The following is a 15,171-nucleotide window of genomic DNA, read 5'->3' as shown; positions in this document are numbered from 1 at the left end:
TTTGTTTTTAGAAAACTTCTATTTTATCTGCTTTTATAAAGGCTTCTTTTCCGTTTTCTCCCTTTACTTTTATCGTAAAGTAGCTGTTCGCCTCATTTACCTTAACAATAATATCAGCCCTGGTTGAACCAGGATCATCACCAAACACAACCTTAAAAGCTTCGAAACCTGATTCTTCATTCAGGTCGCAATTTGCTCCATACACTTTATTATCCGCACCTATATAATCAAAAATAATGCTTTTTGGAATTGCCCTCTGTTGATTTTCAGCCAATATGCCTGTTGCAGTGTCAAACTGTTCTTTTTCTCCATTAATTGCAAATATTTTAACATTTATTGATGGATTGAGCCTGGCATTTCCCGGAAGCTCAAAGACCGGTTTCCAGCTGTACCGTATTCTATAGGTATCCCACAAACCGAACGGAATAGGCTTGTCTTTATTTTTTTCCCGTATCTCTGCAGGAATAACCTTACCATTATTGAATACTTCATTGAGATAATCTTTCCGCCAAAAACGGTTTTCATGGCTGTCCAGCTTAGCGATTTCGGATTCAGGGATCGTTACTTTTTTACCTTGATACCTTCCTATTTCTTTCTGGACTCCTACACCTGCCACCCATACGACAACTACACCTCCGGGAGCCATTCCCACACCGATTTCATCAAAGTTTAAATGCTTGTTTTTACCGCTTCTTCCCTTTGTATCATATCCTTTTCCAAAATACTCTTTAATTATAGCGATATCAATAGGAGTATCAATCATGTAAAACTGGTTTTCCATATAAGACATCCAGATAAAATCAAGCCGGGAAGGAAGGCTTTTAAAACCATTCCCCATCCCATGGTTAATAGCTCCCCAATCATTTCTTCCCGGAACTATGCCAAAGCCTAAGCTTACCCATTCCCCACCTTCACACTCTATTCCGCCTTTGTATACTTCCATCGGAAATCCTAAAGGAGCAGACGTCCCTTCAGTCCATTCATATTTTGTCATAGTTTCAGTTTTTTTATAGTCTTTTTTCTCCTGACACGAAATCTGGATAAAAAACAGAAGGCTAACTAGATATTTCGTTATATTATTCATTATTAAAACCTTAACATAAATCATCACCTCTGCTATGGTGCATGATTTATTTTTAATATTCTTTTTACGGTGTAATTCCGTTCCGTTTACCTCATTTATGAACAGATTTGAGGAACCAGAATCAGTAATATCACAGATATGATGATAAAAACGGTACAGCCTGAATATACACAGAACAGCATAAAATCATCTATGGTCTTCTTTTGCCGTCGATCTGCTATTATAAACGGCAGAAAAAACAATATAGGCAAAAATGCTCCGCAAAGCCATACTGCAATCCATCCGCAATCTCCATGACTATATCTTGTAAGATCCAGGATACCTAATGTAATGATACCGGTGAGTATTACAGAAAATATACTTGAAAATAGCGCAATCAATATTTTTTTCAGCATATTATCCTTTATTCACTTTAGCATCTATTTTCCCCAGCACCTTGGCCACCCCCGAGCTTTGTAATACAATATCACCATTTTTTGCTTTATGGGTAGTGGTAGAAGTAGTTTCTTTTAAATCACCAGTAACATTGACTGTTTTATTTTCATTAACGGTCTGTTTATAATTCCTGGACGTAAACCTGTGATCATTGATAACATTGATGGCATTATCATTTCCCACGCTTGTTTTCATATCTTTTCCTACATTAATGTTGAGGTCTTCTCCCGCATTGAATGTCATATTTTTAGGGGCAGTCACTACAATATTACCTTTTCCGTCCATAAAATAATTATTTCCGCTGGGATCTATAATGTTGACACTTCCTTCCGCGTCATTCATCAAAATCCTGATGCCACTCCGGGTCTGTATGGATTTCAAATGGTTATCCACGCCGCCTCCCAAAGCTGTTCCTCCGTGAAACATTCCACCCATTACAAACGGACGGTCCGGATGATTATGAACAAATCCCACCATCACCTGATCTCCTACTTCCGGTATCGCTACATAGCCTCTGTTTTGGGTAATCTGATCTGTTCCTCCCGCATCGGGGGCCATCATCCGTATAAAATTGGTATGATCATTCAGCTGCCAGTCGAATCTTACCGTTACCCTACCTTGTCCCAAAGGATCTGTATTTGATATTACCGTGGCAATTTGTGGCTGTGCAATGGGAACAATAAATTCCGGAGTGGGAATATATCCCGTATCTGACGCAATTGCTTCAAATCTTCCCTGATAGCGTCCTAAGGTGTCCACTTCGTGTATCACCTCTGTCATCATCAGTTTGGTAAAATAAGCGGTTTGATTGCTGTCCGTTTTCCGCATTTTTATATCTGCCACACAACCGGGGTATAAAAAAGGAATGGTGGTTCCACCTGAAACGGTAAAAACTTCTACGGCTCTGCTTCCTGAAGTACTGGTCTGAGAGATAACCACATCCATATCCGTTGCCGCTTTTATAGGGGCTACCTGTAATGAGGGTGTTTTGAATATCCCATCATTATTTTTATAGGCTGTTTTCGCCAGATTTCCCACATGCTTTATCGGTGTTTCTCCGGAAACAAGCTTTGTATTGGAGCTGCTGTTATATCCATAAAAACTCGGTTTGATGTGTACGGCTTTCAATTCGACATTCACATCGGAAACGTTACTCCCATAGATCAGTTCCAGGGCTTTATTTTGTGGAGGCATATTTCCAAAATGCAATATTTCCCCATCATAATAAAACTGTTCTCCGTAGGCTTCTGCCATCCTGCAAAGGTAATTGTAATGGGTTTCATTATACTGGGCGCTGTATAGAATCTGGGAAGCTGCCTTAGCATTAACTTTTACATCAAACTTACCGCTGTCAATTCCCTGTTTAATAACTTCTGTGGCAATAATCCCCATATTTACGGGCTGGTTCCCGCCAAAACTCTGGGTGTGGGGAGCAGCGTCCAATAAAATAGTGGGACTGTAACCTTTCAGCACAATATTTCCGAGACTGTGATTTTCCTGACTGAATCCTACTTTTGTAATGACTCCCACAAAAGTTCTTTCAGGAGTTCCTTCCACATTTTTATATTTAAAAACTACAGTCAGTCGCTTGCCTAAAAACTGCTGAGCTTCTTCCAAATCGTAGTTTTGTACTCCTTCTAATGTGTCATGTGCCAGTGTAAGTTCAAATTCATGATGTTTTCTTACACTCTGCTCCAGACGAAAATGCCTGAAGTGCCTGATGATCCTGCCTTCAATTACAATATCCAGTTTTACTACACGGTTGATCCCGGGAATATGATTCTCCGAAATCATATCAGAATTTGAGATATTTTTATTCATATCAGATAAGGTGTTTTTTAAAGGTTCTTACCTTAAAAAATAAACGAACCTTTCATAAGTGATGAGTTTCATAACACAAAATTCACAAGCTTCTTATATTTAAAAGTAAATAGTCATGAAAGTATTATTTAAAACCATTGAATTATCGGTAGAAATAATAGCGGATAAAAAAACAGAACAGCATCCTTCAGGATGTACTATTCTGTTTTGTCTATTTAAATTAAAAAAATAAAAATTCTTACGCTGTAGGCCAGGCTCCAAAGTAGGACGAAGTTCCCAGATCGATCTGCTCTGCACTTACAATAAAACTGATGTACATACTGTTTTCATCTATAGCATCAAAATCTACTTCATGGTGGATTACATAGCCATTGTTCCATTTTAGGGTTGTCAATGTTCCTTCTTCGTGGGATTTATTGAATACTACTTCTCCTACTGTAGGTTTATATTTACCGTTAAGGAGGCTTTCCAGTATATCAGATTTTTCTGTAGCTTCTACTGTGATTTTGATAAGAGCATTGGAAGGATCCGATGCTACTCTTCCGGATACATCTGTAGCACGGGATACACTGTAATTAAGTTTTAACAGCTTTTGCCCTTCGCCATTGTTGAATTTTAATATTCCTCTTGAATTTCGTTCTGCCATGATTGTAAATTTTAATCGTTATTATTTTGTGATTTGATGTGGTATGTCACCAAATTTAGAAGTATTTGCAATATAAAAAGAATATTTCAATGCAAATATGGAAAAGTGTAGTATTTCTACGACTAACAGTTGTTAGGGTTTTTACTTATTGTAAATCAAAATATTACATAATGAAAGATCTCGAATCCTATTTTATTTCCGTTGGGTATTATGCTACATTTATTCCAAAAAGATGTCCTACCAGCGCTGTAATTCCCATTGCTACCGTTCCCCAGAAGCAGATTCTCAACATGGCAATTCCAATGGGAGCTCCTCCGGCTTTGGCTGAAATTGCGCCTAAAAGCATCAGGAATATTATAGAAAATCCATACTGGAAATATACCATTTGAGTGATAGGAGCCAACAAAGAAACGATAAAGGGCAATAAGGCTCCCACAGCAAATGATCCGAATGAAGCCATGGCAGCTTGTAAAGGTTTGGCCTGTGTAATCTCATTAATTCCTAATTCGTCACGGGCATGGGCTTCCAATGCATTATGCTCTGTAAGTTCAATAGCAACCTGCATGGCGGTTTCTTTACTACAACCTCTTTTTTCATAAACTTTGGCGAGCTCCCTGAGCTCTATTTCCGGCATTTCTTCAAGTTCACGCTTTTCCCGCATTAGATCTGCCTTTTCCGTGTCTTCCTGTGAACTTACGGAAACATATTCACCGGCTGCCATAGACATGGCACCTGCAATCATTCCTGCCAGGGCGGCAAGGATGATGATATGGCGCTCGGGCTCTGCTGCTGCAACTCCAATAACAATACTTGTAGTGGATAACAATCCGTCATTGGCTCCCAAAACTGCTGCCCGAAGCCAGCCAACCCTGTTTACATAATGTTTCTCTAGCTGATGATGCATATTAATCGGTTTCTGTGTTGATATGGTAATTAAAGTTATGAAATGTTTTTTCAAGAATCATTTTAAATTACCTGACTTTTAAAGCCTTTCTATCAATAACACTTCTGTTTACATAATAAAAAAAGACCGCCAATACATTATCAGCGGTCTGTTATTAAACTAAGGAATATCCATTATCTTGTGGTATACCCTCCATTGGCAAAAATAGTCTGTCCGGTGATCCACCAGCCGTCTGTTACCAGGAACTCAACCAATGGGGCAATGTCCTTGATATCAGTAAGTCCTCCTAATGCCGATGCAGATTTATGATAGGCCACAGCATCATCAGTTTCCTGTCCGTAAAAGAAAGGAGTGTCCATTGGTCCCGGCGCTACGGCAGTCACAGAAATACCTCTTGCACCAAATTCTTTGGATGCAGCTCTCGTAAAATGCTCTACAGGTGCTTTTGCTCCGGCATAGGTAGAATACAATCCCGTATAGGCTGCCAGTAAAGAAGTAACAATGGTGCAGATCCTGCCATGATCATTCAGTTTTTTACCGGCCTCCTGTAAAAAGAAATAGGCTGACTTTGAGTTTACATTGAACATGGTATCATATTCGGCTTCTGTAGTTTCTGCAAAAGGTTTCTTCAATACCATTCCTACCGTATTGATGGCAATATCGATTCCTCCGAACCGCGAAATAGTTTCATCAAAAAAACGGGTAAGATTTTCCACTTTGGTAAGATCTCCCTGAAACAGGAAAGCTTCAGCCCCTAAAGCCTGCACTTCGGCAAGTGTTTTTTCACTTTCAGCCTTAGAACTATCGCTATTGTAATGAATGGCTAGTTTTGCTCCTTTTGCTGCAAAATCTTTACTTAATAAACCACCAAGGTTTTTCCCTCCTCCGGCAATTAAAATCACTTTTCCCTTTACATCTTGTGTTGACATTTTCTTTATTTTTTTAAGATTAATAAAACAAAGGTGGGCAATAAAAGTCATCTCAGTATGGTGAATTTTTCGGATTTTATTTTTTAGCCTTCAGGTTGTATTTTATTGCATAAATTTATTCTTATTCAAATATGGCAAAAAAAAAATGGCTATCAATATCTTGCTATTTATCAGATCAATATCTTCCAAAAAGGTTGTAAAAACGTGTGACTTATCGACAACATTCCAATGTTCATGGGCTTTAGGCACAGCATTTGCTGATTTCAAAGCCATATTAACACCACATCATCTATAATATATTTTTCCATATCCCCAGCCGCTGGGGATTTTTTTATATGTCCTTTACGGTGACATTGCTCATCATGTTATTTTTCTATCAACAGTATTTCTGATTATCAATCATTTAATCAGGATTATTCATTTTATTATTGTATATTTGCCTATTATTAGGTCATATACTACTTTGTTTTCAGCTTCGGCCTGGGTATCTTTTATTCAGTCTCTGCTTTTAAAGCAACCCTATTTTAACTTTAGTTCTTCTAAGAATATTACTTGTCGGAATTTTAAAGCTCTGGATGATTGGGAAATCCAAAACAGGATGCAGATGTGCACTACTGTCAGGGCTTACAACAAATAAACCGGCCAATACAAAATATAGAAACTAAATACTAAAAATAATTTATGGCAGATTCTTTTTCTAAAAAGGAAAATTTCAAGAAAAAAATTCAAAAGCAAAAAGAAAAGGCGTTAAGACGCGAAGAACGTAAAACGAACAACAACAAAGGTAAAGACCTGGAGGATGTATTCATGTATGTAGATGAATTCGGAAGATTAACTTCTACCCCTCCTGAAGACAGACAGGAAGTAAACCTTGATGAAATTCAGTTGGGAGCAGCTCCTATTGCTGAGGAGGATCCAAGAAAAACCGGAATCATTACCTTCCACAGTGAAAAAGGGTATGGATTCATTACTGAGGACCATACAAAGGAGAATATCTTTTTCCACAACAACAACTGTGCTGAGCTGGTAAAAAAAGGAAATAAGGTATCTTTCGAAAAAGAGAAATCTCCAAAAGGGTTTTCCGCAGTTAATATTCAGATAATCAAATAATTATCGATAACCTATAAAATAAAAGCCACCTTTTCAGGTGGCTTTCTTCGTACATAATCCCTGGTTTTCAAACCAGAAACTATCCTGTACTTATTACTCCAGTTTTCCACCCAGCGCCTTAAATAAAAGGACATTATTCCGGGTATTCTGATGTTGAAATTGTAATAAATCCAGCTCCGCAGTCAATTTGCTTTTCTGGGAGTTTATCAATTCAAAATAATTGGCGTAGCCGGTAAGATACAAATCATTGGAAACCTCAACTCCACGGTCCAGGAAGCTGACTTCTTCCGATTTTAACTTCAAAACACGCTCATATATTCTGGTTTGTTTTAAAATAGACTGAAGCTCGTTAAATGCCGTGGTAATACTCTTCTGATAATTCAGAAAAGCAATTTCCTGTTCTTTACTGGCCACCTTAAATTCGTATTTCAGTTGGCCTTTATTAAATACAGGAACCATCAACCCACCTAACAGCTGCCCTGCCAGTGAACCGGGCCTGAAAAAGGTTTCAACGGAAAAAGAATTAAGTCCAATGCCGGCTCCAATATCGATTTTCGGATAAAATGCTGCTCTGGCTGCTTTAGCATCAGCCTGGGAGGCTTCCAGTACATAATAATTGGCTGCTACATCAGGGCGCGAATGGATTACTGCTTCTACATTAATATTCTTATTTAAAATATCCATATTGGTGGGCATCAATGTATTTCCACGCTTTACACTCCCTCCATAGCTTCCTGTAAGTGTGGTAATTGCCTGCTCAACAGTTACAATTTCAACTTTAATATGTTCTATCTCAGCAAGCCAGTTGTTGTTTTGCGCTTTAAACTGCTGCACAGCAAGCTCCGTTGCTTTTCCTACTTCACGCTGTGCCAAAACAATTTCAAATGCTCTCTGCTGAAGGGTATAGTTCTTTTGGTAAATGGCAAGCCGATTATCCAAAGCCACCAGCTGATAATACAAATTGGCAATATCTGTAAAAAGTTCTACCTGCAGCAAGCGTAGCCCTTCTGCAGAAGCTAGATATTTTTTCTGGGCGGCAATTCTCTTATTTTTCAGTTTTCCCCAGGCATCAATTTCCCAGCTGCTTCTTGCGCCCAGCCAATAATTCGGAGTAACATTCCTGTTGATTTTTTGTTCCTCAGTAATATTGGGTGAAAGGTTTGTATCATAGTTCCCTACTCCTTCCATGGTATATTTCCCGTACCGGGTTCCGGAAACTTCTGCGCCAACTTCAAGAGAAGGCAAAAGATCCATTTTAGATCGCTGGAGAAAGCTATTGGCAATTTCTACTCTTTGCTGTGCGATCTGAAAATCGGGATTTGCCTGTACCACCTTATCAAAAAGCTCCAGCAGGTGGACATCTGTAAAATACGCTTTCAGATTCAGCTGCTGAAATTCATCTGTATTTACATCTTTCTCGTTTTTAACAATTTCTTCCGGGAGCTTCCGGGCTTTTTTCAGATCAGCTACTTTTGGGACAGCACATGACATCAGGCTCAATACAGCTACGCCATACCATATATTTCTATGATTTAATCTTCTCATCTTTCTTTTTATTTTCAAGTTTTGCAAAGAATATATACAAGCCAGGGATAATCACTAATCCGAAAACAGTTCCGATCAGCATTCCTCCTGCTGCTGCAGTACCGATGGAACGGTTTCCTACCGCTCCGGCTCCTGAGGCAATACAAAGCGGAATAAGTCCGGCTACAAATGCAAATGACGTCATTAAAATAGGTCTCAGACGCTGTCTCGCTCCCTCAATGGCAGCAGGGACAATATCAAATCCTTGTTTATTTCTTGCAACGGCAAATTCCACGATCAGAATTGCATTTTTGGCCAAAAGTCCGATGAGCATTACCAAAGCCACCTGTGCGTAGATGTTATTATCCAGGCCTGCCAGTACTAATGCTATATAGGAACCGAAAATTCCTGTAGGAAGGCTTAATAATACAGGCATCGGGAGCAGGAAACTTTCGTATTGTGCTGCCAGTAAAAGATATACAAACAGAAGGCAGATCAAAAAGATATAAATGGTCTGATTTCCGGATAGAATTTCTTCTCTTGTCATTCCTGACCATTCTATATCGAAGCCTCTCGGAAGGGTTTCTTTGGCTACCCGCTCTACTGCTGCAATAGCATCTCCGGAGCTATAACCATCCGCGGGCTCCCCATTAATCATCGCTGACATATACATATTGTACCTCGTTAATACTTCAGGTCCGTATACTTTTTCTATGGTAATAAATGTAGAGAACGGAACCATTTCACCTTTATCATTCTTCAAATACAGGTTCAGAATACTTTCAGGGGTATCCCTGTGCTCCGGACTTGCCTGAACCATAACTTTATACATCTGGCTGAAACGGATAAAATTGGTCGCATAGTAAGAACCCAGCATGGTTTGTAAAGTAGACATCGCATTTTCTACGGAAATTCCCTTTTTTGCGGCCATATCATAATCTACATTGATCATGTATTGAGGGAAAGTAGCATCAAAACTGGTGAAGCTATTTTGTAATTCAGGCGCTTCATTAAGTTTTTTCACGAAATCTTTGGTAATCTTATCTGTATTTTCGATGGTACCTCCGGTTCTGTCTAATAAACGCAGTTCAAAACCACTTGTATTTCCGAATCCCGGAACCGTGGGCGGTGCAAAGATCTCAATCTGAGCATCTGCAATAGATTTGGTTTTTTCGGAAAGTTCAGCTATGAGCTCATTTACTGAAATACTTCTCTGTTTCCAGTCTTTAAGGTTAATCATAGCCATTCCATAAGATGAACCTGCAATTTCTGTTACAATACTGTATCCCGCAAGGGTGGTTACATTTTCAACGCCTTCTATCTTTTTGGCAATAACCGTTACTTCATCCAGTACCTTTTCCGTTCTTTCTACTGTTGCTCCCTGTGGGGTGGTAACACTTACATATACCATTCCCTGGTCTTCCATAGGAATAAACCCTGTCGGTAAAAATTTACCCGTCACGAAAGTCAGTGCAATAAATAGAAACAATAGACCAAAAGTGACAGTAGTTTTTGTCGCAAATTTTGATAAAGTCCCTACATATCCGTTGGTAAGTCTGTCAAAACCGGTATTAAAACTCTGGAAAAACCTGTCAACTACCGTTTTCTTTTTGTTATGATCATGAGGTTTTAAAATAATTGCACAGAGTGCAGGGGTAAGTGTCAATGCATTTACTCCTGAGATGACAATACTTATAGCTAATGTCAGTGAAAACTGACGGTAAAATACGCCTACAGGGCCATCAAGAAAAGCAACCGGGATAAATACGGCAGACATTACAATGGTAATAGCCACTACTGCACCTGCAATTTCTTTGGTGGCGCTGATGGTAGCATCCAGGGCATTCATTCCTTCTTCCATCTTTACATGGACGGCTTCAACGACAACAATGGCGTTATCCACTACAATTCCTATGGCCAGAACCAAAGCAAACAAAGTCAAAAGGTTAACAGAGAAATCCAGCATATTCATAAAAGCAAAAGTTCCTACTAGTGCCACCGGAACAGCCAGTACGGGGATCAACGTTGAGCGCCAGTCCTGCAGGAAAATAAACACCACTATTCCCACCAGGATAAAAGCTTCGATCAGGGTTGTCAATACAGCACTGATAGAGGCATCGAGGAATCTGGAAACATCGTACGCCATATTGTACTCCATACCGGGAGGAAAGGAAGTTACTTTTAATTCTTCCATTTTTGCCTTTACGCTTTCGATAACCTCTGAGGCATTGGAACCGGGACGTTGTTTCATCATAATAGATGCTGAGGGTCTTCCATCCGTTTTGGAAACCATTCCATAGTTCATTGCCCCGAATTCTACTTTGGCAATATCTTTCAGTTTTAAAATAGTTCCGTCCACATCAGACCTGATTGGGACTTCTTCATATTGTTTGGGTTCAAAAAATTTACCTTTATACTTAATGACGTATTGTAACTGACTGGAAGTTTTTCCTGACGTTTCCCCTACTTTTCCAGGGGCGGCCGAAATATTTTGTTTCTGCAATGAGCTGATCACCTCATCTGCTGAAATTGAATAAGCTGCCATTTTCTGCGGATCCAGCCATACCCTCATCGAGTATTCTTTCTGGCCCATAATTTCTGCACGCCCTACTCCGTCAATACGTTTCAGCTCCTGAAGAACATTAATATCTGTAAAATTATAGATAAACTGCTCATCCTGGCTAGGATCCGTACTGGTGATATTCAGGTACATCAGCATACTGTTGACCTCTTTTTCAGTCGTTACCCCGGCCCGGATCACTTCTTCAGGGAGTTCATCAAGAATAGTTGTCACCCTGTTCTGAACATTTACTGCCGCCACATCGGGGTCGGTTCCTACTTCAAAGAATACCTGAATTAAAGTAAGACCATCATTTGAAGTTACCGTAGACATATAGGTCATTCCCGGAACTCCATTAATGGCACGTTCCAAAGGAAGAGCTACTGCATTGGCCGATACTTCAGCATTAGCTCCTGTATATTTTGCCGTTACGGTTACTGAAGGAGGGACGATATCGGGAAACTGGGTAATCGGCATCTTCAGTAATGCCATAATTCCCAGGAGTACAAATAATATGGAAATAACCAACGAAAGTACCTTTCGTCTTATAAACATTTCTACCATGGTAAGTTGATTTAAAGATTAGGAAAGGTTAATACTTCTTTTTGACGGTAATCATATCTCCGTCTTTCAGTGACTGGGTTCCTTCATAAACAATTAAATCTCCTTTTTTAAGACCACTTTCCACCAGGTAAGAATCTCTCAGTGTTGTCCCGATCTTAATATTGGTCATTTTGACCTTATTCTGCTTATTCACCACAAAAACATAGGTTTTATCCTGAATGGAGAAAGTGGATTTCTGAGGAATCAGGATAGCATTGGCCTGGTGCTCGGAAATGATAAGCTTTCCGGATGTTCCATGTTTGATCAGGCGGTCCGGATTAGGAAACAGTGCCTTATAACGAATAGAACCCGTAGTGCGGTCGATTTCTCCTTCCGCCGTCTTCAGGGCTCCGTTAAACTGGTAATTCACCCCATTCGGTAAGGTAAGCTCGATCTTTTGATGGTTTCCGATTTTATCATTGGCTAAAAGCTCAAAATATAAGTTTTCCGGAATGGAAAAGTAGGCATAGACTTCATTCAATTGAGACAAGGTCGTCAGTAAAGTTCCGTTTTCCACCAAACTTCCGTCTTTATGGGGAATAACGTCTATAACCCCATCAAAAGGGGCGGTAATCCTGGTAAAGCTTATTTTTTGTAATACGGCTTTTTTCTCTGCTTCGGCGAAGGCATGTTTTGCTTTTGCTGAAGACAATTTTGCTTTTACCATTTCCAGTTCGTTATTCGCCACAAACTTTTTGGCATGGAGACTCTGAATCTGCTTAAGTTCTACTTCTGCAATACGAACATCTGCTTCAGTCTGTTTGAGAGCAGCATTCGCTTTCAAAAGTTCCATCTGTAATTCGGCATCATTAATTTTAAATAAGGCCTGTCCCTGGTGTACGAATTGCCCTTCATTAACATAAATCTGCTGTATAATTCCTCCGATTCTGGAGCGTATTTCCACATTCTTTTTTGCCTGGATATCGGTTACAAACTGGTTGCTGACCAATGTATCTTTTTCTTTGATTTCCAGAATGGGAACTTCTTTTTCTTTTTGGCTGTTTTTGTTCTTGGCTTTACTGCATGACACAGCGAATAATATTGCAAGACTGCAAATTATTACATTTTTCAAATACATTTTTTAAATGTTTAAGTTATAAATTTTCGTAAAAAATAGCGGATATTCAATAACTTAAGCTAAAACAACTGGAAGAGATGAAGAAACGACCTGACGCCGCAGATAATGGAAAGCGCAATATCCGGAAGCGTGATTTTCGGTGTCAGTTTTAAGATTTCTGAAAAGTCTCCGACGGCCTGATCATCCTTACGTGCTGAGTATTTCACGATTTTTGAAGCCGCAGGTAAAGCATGAGTATTCATGTCTGCTTCCTCATAAACATCTAAAAGGTGGATGTTATTTACGTGCGGAAGATGAGGAATATTTTGTAATGATTTTTCTGCCCAATTCGAATTGAATAGGGTGAAAAGCAACATTACATACAATAAGAAAAATGACCTCAGACCTGCCATGTCAATCAGAATACTTAGTTTTAGTAAAAAACAGTGGTTTGCAAAAATAAGAATTTTTGATGGATTTTAGCTCCACGATTTGTTAAAAAAACTTAAAGAATGTAGAAATAACAGGCATTTTTCACCATGAAATTTCTCAAAGATTAAAAATTTTCTCTTATGAAAACATTAAAACATCTGCACATTAAGAGATTTGTCAAAGTGACTGTTTAAACAATTTACCCAGTACCCGAAAACGATAATCAAAAATATATTCCAGTTTTTTTCTGACAAAAAGGCCGTGGGCTATTTCTCCAATAAAACCCATAGGAAGCTCATATTCTATTGTGTCTTTCATCAGGACTCCATGTTCGTTAGGAAAAAATTCATGATGGTGTTTCCAGAGTTTATAGGGACCCTTTCTTTGAAAATCGGTAAAGCTTTTCTGAAAATCAACATGGATAATTTCTGTCTGCCATTTCATTTTAATTCCAAACAACGGAGAGATATAATAATCGATAAGCATTCCTTCATGGATACGATCATCATCCAGTTCTGTGAGGACAATGAATCCCATATCTTCCGGAGTAATTTGGGAAAGGTTATTCGCGGATGAAAAGAATTTCCAGGCAGTTTCAAGATCACAGCTTAATTGCTGTTCACGGCAAAGTATATGTTTCATTTTTATTTTCAATTATATATCCACATGAGAACCGGTTTCTTTGAATTCTGAATCATAGGGTCAACTTCTTTCATCGCATTGTTTGATATGGTTGGACAACCCCATCCTTCCGGAGAGCCCTTAGGAAAGGTTTCTTCGTCGCTCATCATATCCCATGAATGGAAAACAATATATCTTGCCAATGCATTATCATTTGTTTCTTCAAGGCCGTGCATCAGGTATTTTACATTAATTCCCCATTCACTATATCCCCTTCCCTGCAGTTTGTATTTTCCCAGTGATGAAAGGTGGCTGCCATCCTCGTTACTAAATTCCGGATGATCTCTGGAATCGTCTTTACTCCAGGAGTTGCTTCCACATCCGTGGCCTACAAGATATTTTTTTGAAATACGTTTATTTTTAAAATCCCATATAAAAAAGCGTTTTACCCCTGAATGAAGGCTCATATCAATCAAAATACAGAAATCAGTATTAAAATCCTTCGTCGTACAGAACTTCAATGCCTCATCTGCTTTGCTTTTTAATGCAGACAGATCTGCTTCCGGCTTCCTTTCAATGGCTGTTTCAGAAATAATATCATTACCACTTATTTCTTTTTTTTCCTGGACACAGGCGCAAATCAAAAAAACTGCAAAAAGCAAATAAAGTCTTTTCATATTCTACTTATAGTGCTGAAAAATTCCAAAATCAGTAGGAGTCCAGAGTGCCGCTTTCTGACCTGCTGCTTTCAAAGCATTATTGGTCCATGTATTGCATGTATACAAAAAGCTGTAGGTTCCTTTGGCATCATAAAATGCATCATTATCACCGTAAACAGCATCGGTAGGAATCAGCATAAAGTTTCCATTCCGGTCTCTGTCAAACTTATCTTCGACAAATTTAACCAGTTTTTCATATTGACCTCTGCTGATCATAATCATCTTACAGTCATCCCCTTCTTTCATGTTTGTATAATATGTACAATGCATTGCGGATTCACTCAGCCAAAATGCAGCTTTCACAGCTGTTGAAAATTTAAGATCAGCCCACGTAGGCGTATCAAGGTAGAATCCTTTATCTCCCCATCCTATTCCTATATACTGATAATCCGTTCTTTTGGATTTGGTATTGGCAAAAGGAATTTTCAGGCTCCAGTCCTGAAGATCATTCTTCACGGGCATTACAATATCGGTATGTACCCCATTGGTATAAATATAGACCGGAATCTCCTTTTTTTGTCCGTCGTCTTTCGCTGAAACGGGGATATAAGGGATCAGTAATCCCAGAAGCACATAAATGATTACTATTCCCAAAATGATCCCTACAATTTTTAAAATATATAATAATGCACTTTTCACGGTCATGTTTTAATAAAATTTAATCTGTAATTTTCTATAAAAGTATTTGTTTTAATCGAAAAAATGACTATATTTAGTTACGAAATA

General features: G+C 38.8%; 14 protein-coding genes. 1 reads left to right on the top strand and 13 read right to left on the bottom strand.

Annotated elements, in window-relative coordinates; translation table 11 throughout:
- Window positions 1-7 precede the first annotated feature (7 nt).
- The 6 genes from OK18_RS13585 to OK18_RS13565 form a co-directional block, all read right to left on the bottom strand.
- Window positions 8-994, bottom strand: a complete 987-nt coding sequence (locus OK18_RS13585) for a DUF2931 family protein (protein ID WP_228377615.1) — start codon at window positions 992-994, stop codon at window positions 8-10.
- A gap of 185 nt (window positions 995-1,179) precedes the next feature.
- Entirely contained in the window at window positions 1,180-1,479 is a 300-nt protein-coding gene (locus OK18_RS21250) for a hypothetical protein (RefSeq protein WP_156173286.1), read from the bottom strand.
- A 1-nt stretch (window position 1,480) separates the two neighbouring features.
- Complete coding sequence (locus OK18_RS13580) at window positions 1,481-3,340, bottom strand: type VI secretion system Vgr family protein (RefSeq protein WP_082129194.1); 1,860 nt, start codon at window positions 3,338-3,340, stop codon at window positions 1,481-1,483.
- Between the two features lie 238 nt (window positions 3,341-3,578).
- Window positions 3,579-3,986 carry a type VI secretion system tube protein TssD gene (gene tssD, locus OK18_RS13575; protein WP_050021552.1) on the bottom strand — a complete coding sequence of 136 codons (408 nt, stop codon included), beginning with the start codon at window positions 3,984-3,986 and terminating at the stop codon, window positions 3,579-3,581.
- Between the two features lie 208 nt (window positions 3,987-4,194).
- The gene (locus OK18_RS13570; RefSeq protein WP_050021553.1) at window positions 4,195-4,890 is read right to left on the bottom strand and encodes a VIT1/CCC1 transporter family protein; all 696 of its coding nucleotides are present in this window, start codon (window positions 4,888-4,890) and stop codon (window positions 4,195-4,197) included.
- Between the two features lie 173 nt (window positions 4,891-5,063).
- On the bottom strand, window positions 5,064-5,819 hold the full coding sequence (locus OK18_RS13565) for an SDR family oxidoreductase (RefSeq protein WP_050021554.1): 756 nt from the start codon (window positions 5,817-5,819) through the stop codon (window positions 5,064-5,066).
- 681 nt (window positions 5,820-6,500) lie between these two features.
- Here OK18_RS13565 and OK18_RS13560 point away from each other — a divergent pair.
- On the top strand, window positions 6,501-6,929 hold the full coding sequence (locus OK18_RS13560) for a cold shock domain-containing protein (protein WP_050021556.1): 429 nt from the start codon (window positions 6,501-6,503) through the stop codon (window positions 6,927-6,929).
- 93 nt (window positions 6,930-7,022) lie between these two features.
- On the opposite strand, the gene OK18_RS13555 is transcribed toward OK18_RS13560, so the two are convergent.
- The 7 genes from OK18_RS13555 to OK18_RS13525 form a co-directional block, all read right to left on the bottom strand.
- Window positions 7,023-8,474, bottom strand: a complete 1,452-nt coding sequence (locus tag OK18_RS13555) for a TolC family protein (RefSeq protein WP_053328323.1) — start codon at window positions 8,472-8,474, stop codon at window positions 7,023-7,025.
- The gene (locus OK18_RS13550) at window positions 8,455-11,577 is read right to left on the bottom strand and encodes an efflux RND transporter permease subunit (RefSeq protein ID WP_053328322.1); all 3,123 of its coding nucleotides are present in this window, start codon (window positions 11,575-11,577) and stop codon (window positions 8,455-8,457) included. The genes OK18_RS13555 and OK18_RS13550 overlap by 20 nt, the downstream gene beginning before the upstream one ends.
- A 28-nt stretch (window positions 11,578-11,605) precedes the next feature.
- Window positions 11,606-12,694, bottom strand: coding sequence for an efflux RND transporter periplasmic adaptor subunit (locus tag OK18_RS13545; RefSeq protein WP_050021558.1), 1,089 nt, complete (start codon window positions 12,692-12,694; stop codon window positions 11,606-11,608).
- A gap of 59 nt (window positions 12,695-12,753) precedes the next feature.
- A complete protein-coding gene (locus OK18_RS13540; RefSeq protein ID WP_050021559.1) occupies window positions 12,754-13,050 on the bottom strand; it encodes a hypothetical protein in 297 nt (98 codons plus the stop codon).
- Window positions 13,051-13,282: 232 nt separating this feature from the next.
- Window positions 13,283-13,747, bottom strand: coding sequence for an SRPBCC family protein (locus tag OK18_RS13535; protein WP_053328320.1), 465 nt, complete (start codon window positions 13,745-13,747; stop codon window positions 13,283-13,285).
- Window positions 13,748-13,755: 8 nt separating this feature from the next.
- Window positions 13,756-14,403 carry a murein L,D-transpeptidase catalytic domain-containing protein gene (locus tag OK18_RS13530; protein ID WP_053328319.1) on the bottom strand — a complete coding sequence of 216 codons (648 nt, stop codon included), beginning with the start codon at window positions 14,401-14,403 and terminating at the stop codon, window positions 13,756-13,758.
- A gap of 3 nt (window positions 14,404-14,406) precedes the next feature.
- The gene (locus OK18_RS13525; RefSeq protein WP_050021562.1) at window positions 14,407-15,090 is read right to left on the bottom strand and encodes a TIGR02117 family protein; all 684 of its coding nucleotides are present in this window, start codon (window positions 15,088-15,090) and stop codon (window positions 14,407-14,409) included.
- Window positions 15,091-15,171 lie beyond the last annotated feature (81 nt).

Origin of the sequence: Chryseobacterium gallinarum (assembly GCF_001021975.1) — a bacterium.
In the GTDB taxonomy this organism is placed as follows: domain Bacteria; phylum Bacteroidota; class Bacteroidia; order Flavobacteriales; family Weeksellaceae; genus Chryseobacterium; species Chryseobacterium gallinarum.
This window is presented reverse-complemented; position numbering and strand designations above follow the sequence as displayed.

Coding starts and splice junctions, on each gene's coding strand:
- OK18_RS13530 (WP_053328319.1), bottom strand. CDS start 14,403: ATGAAAAGACTTTATTTGCTTTTTGCAGTTTTTTTGATTTGCGCCTGT.
- OK18_RS13580 (WP_082129194.1), bottom strand. CDS start 3,340: ATGAATAAAAATATCTCAAATTCTGATATGATTTCGGAGAATCATATT.
- OK18_RS13550 (WP_053328322.1), bottom strand. CDS start 11,577: ATGGTAGAAATGTTTATAAGACGAAAGGTACTTTCGTTGGTTATTTCC.
- OK18_RS13525 (WP_050021562.1), bottom strand. CDS start 15,090: ATGACCGTGAAAAGTGCATTATTATATATTTTAAAAATTGTAGGGATC.
- OK18_RS13570 (WP_050021553.1), bottom strand. CDS start 4,890: ATGCATCATCAGCTAGAGAAACATTATGTAAACAGGGTTGGCTGGCTT.
- OK18_RS13565 (WP_050021554.1), bottom strand. CDS start 5,819: ATGTCAACACAAGATGTAAAGGGAAAAGTGATTTTAATTGCCGGAGGA.
- OK18_RS13540 (WP_050021559.1), bottom strand. CDS start 13,050: ATGTTGCTTTTCACCCTATTCAATTCGAATTGGGCAGAAAAATCATTA.
- OK18_RS13555 (WP_053328323.1), bottom strand. CDS start 8,474: ATGAGAAGATTAAATCATAGAAATATATGGTATGGCGTAGCTGTATTG.
- OK18_RS13545 (WP_050021558.1), bottom strand. CDS start 12,694: ATGTATTTGAAAAATGTAATAATTTGCAGTCTTGCAATATTATTCGCT.
- OK18_RS21250 (WP_156173286.1), bottom strand. CDS start 1,479: ATGCTGAAAAAAATATTGATTGCGCTATTTTCAAGTATATTTTCTGTA.
- OK18_RS13535 (WP_053328320.1), bottom strand. CDS start 13,747: ATGAAACATATACTTTGCCGTGAACAGCAATTAAGCTGTGATCTTGAA.
- OK18_RS13585 (WP_228377615.1), bottom strand. CDS start 994: ATGACAAAATATGAATGGACTGAAGGGACGTCTGCTCCTTTAGGATTT.
- OK18_RS13560 (WP_050021556.1), top strand. CDS start 6,501: ATGGCAGATTCTTTTTCTAAAAAGGAAAATTTCAAGAAAAAAATTCAA.
- tssD (WP_050021552.1), bottom strand. CDS start 3,986: ATGGCAGAACGAAATTCAAGAGGAATATTAAAATTCAACAATGGCGAA.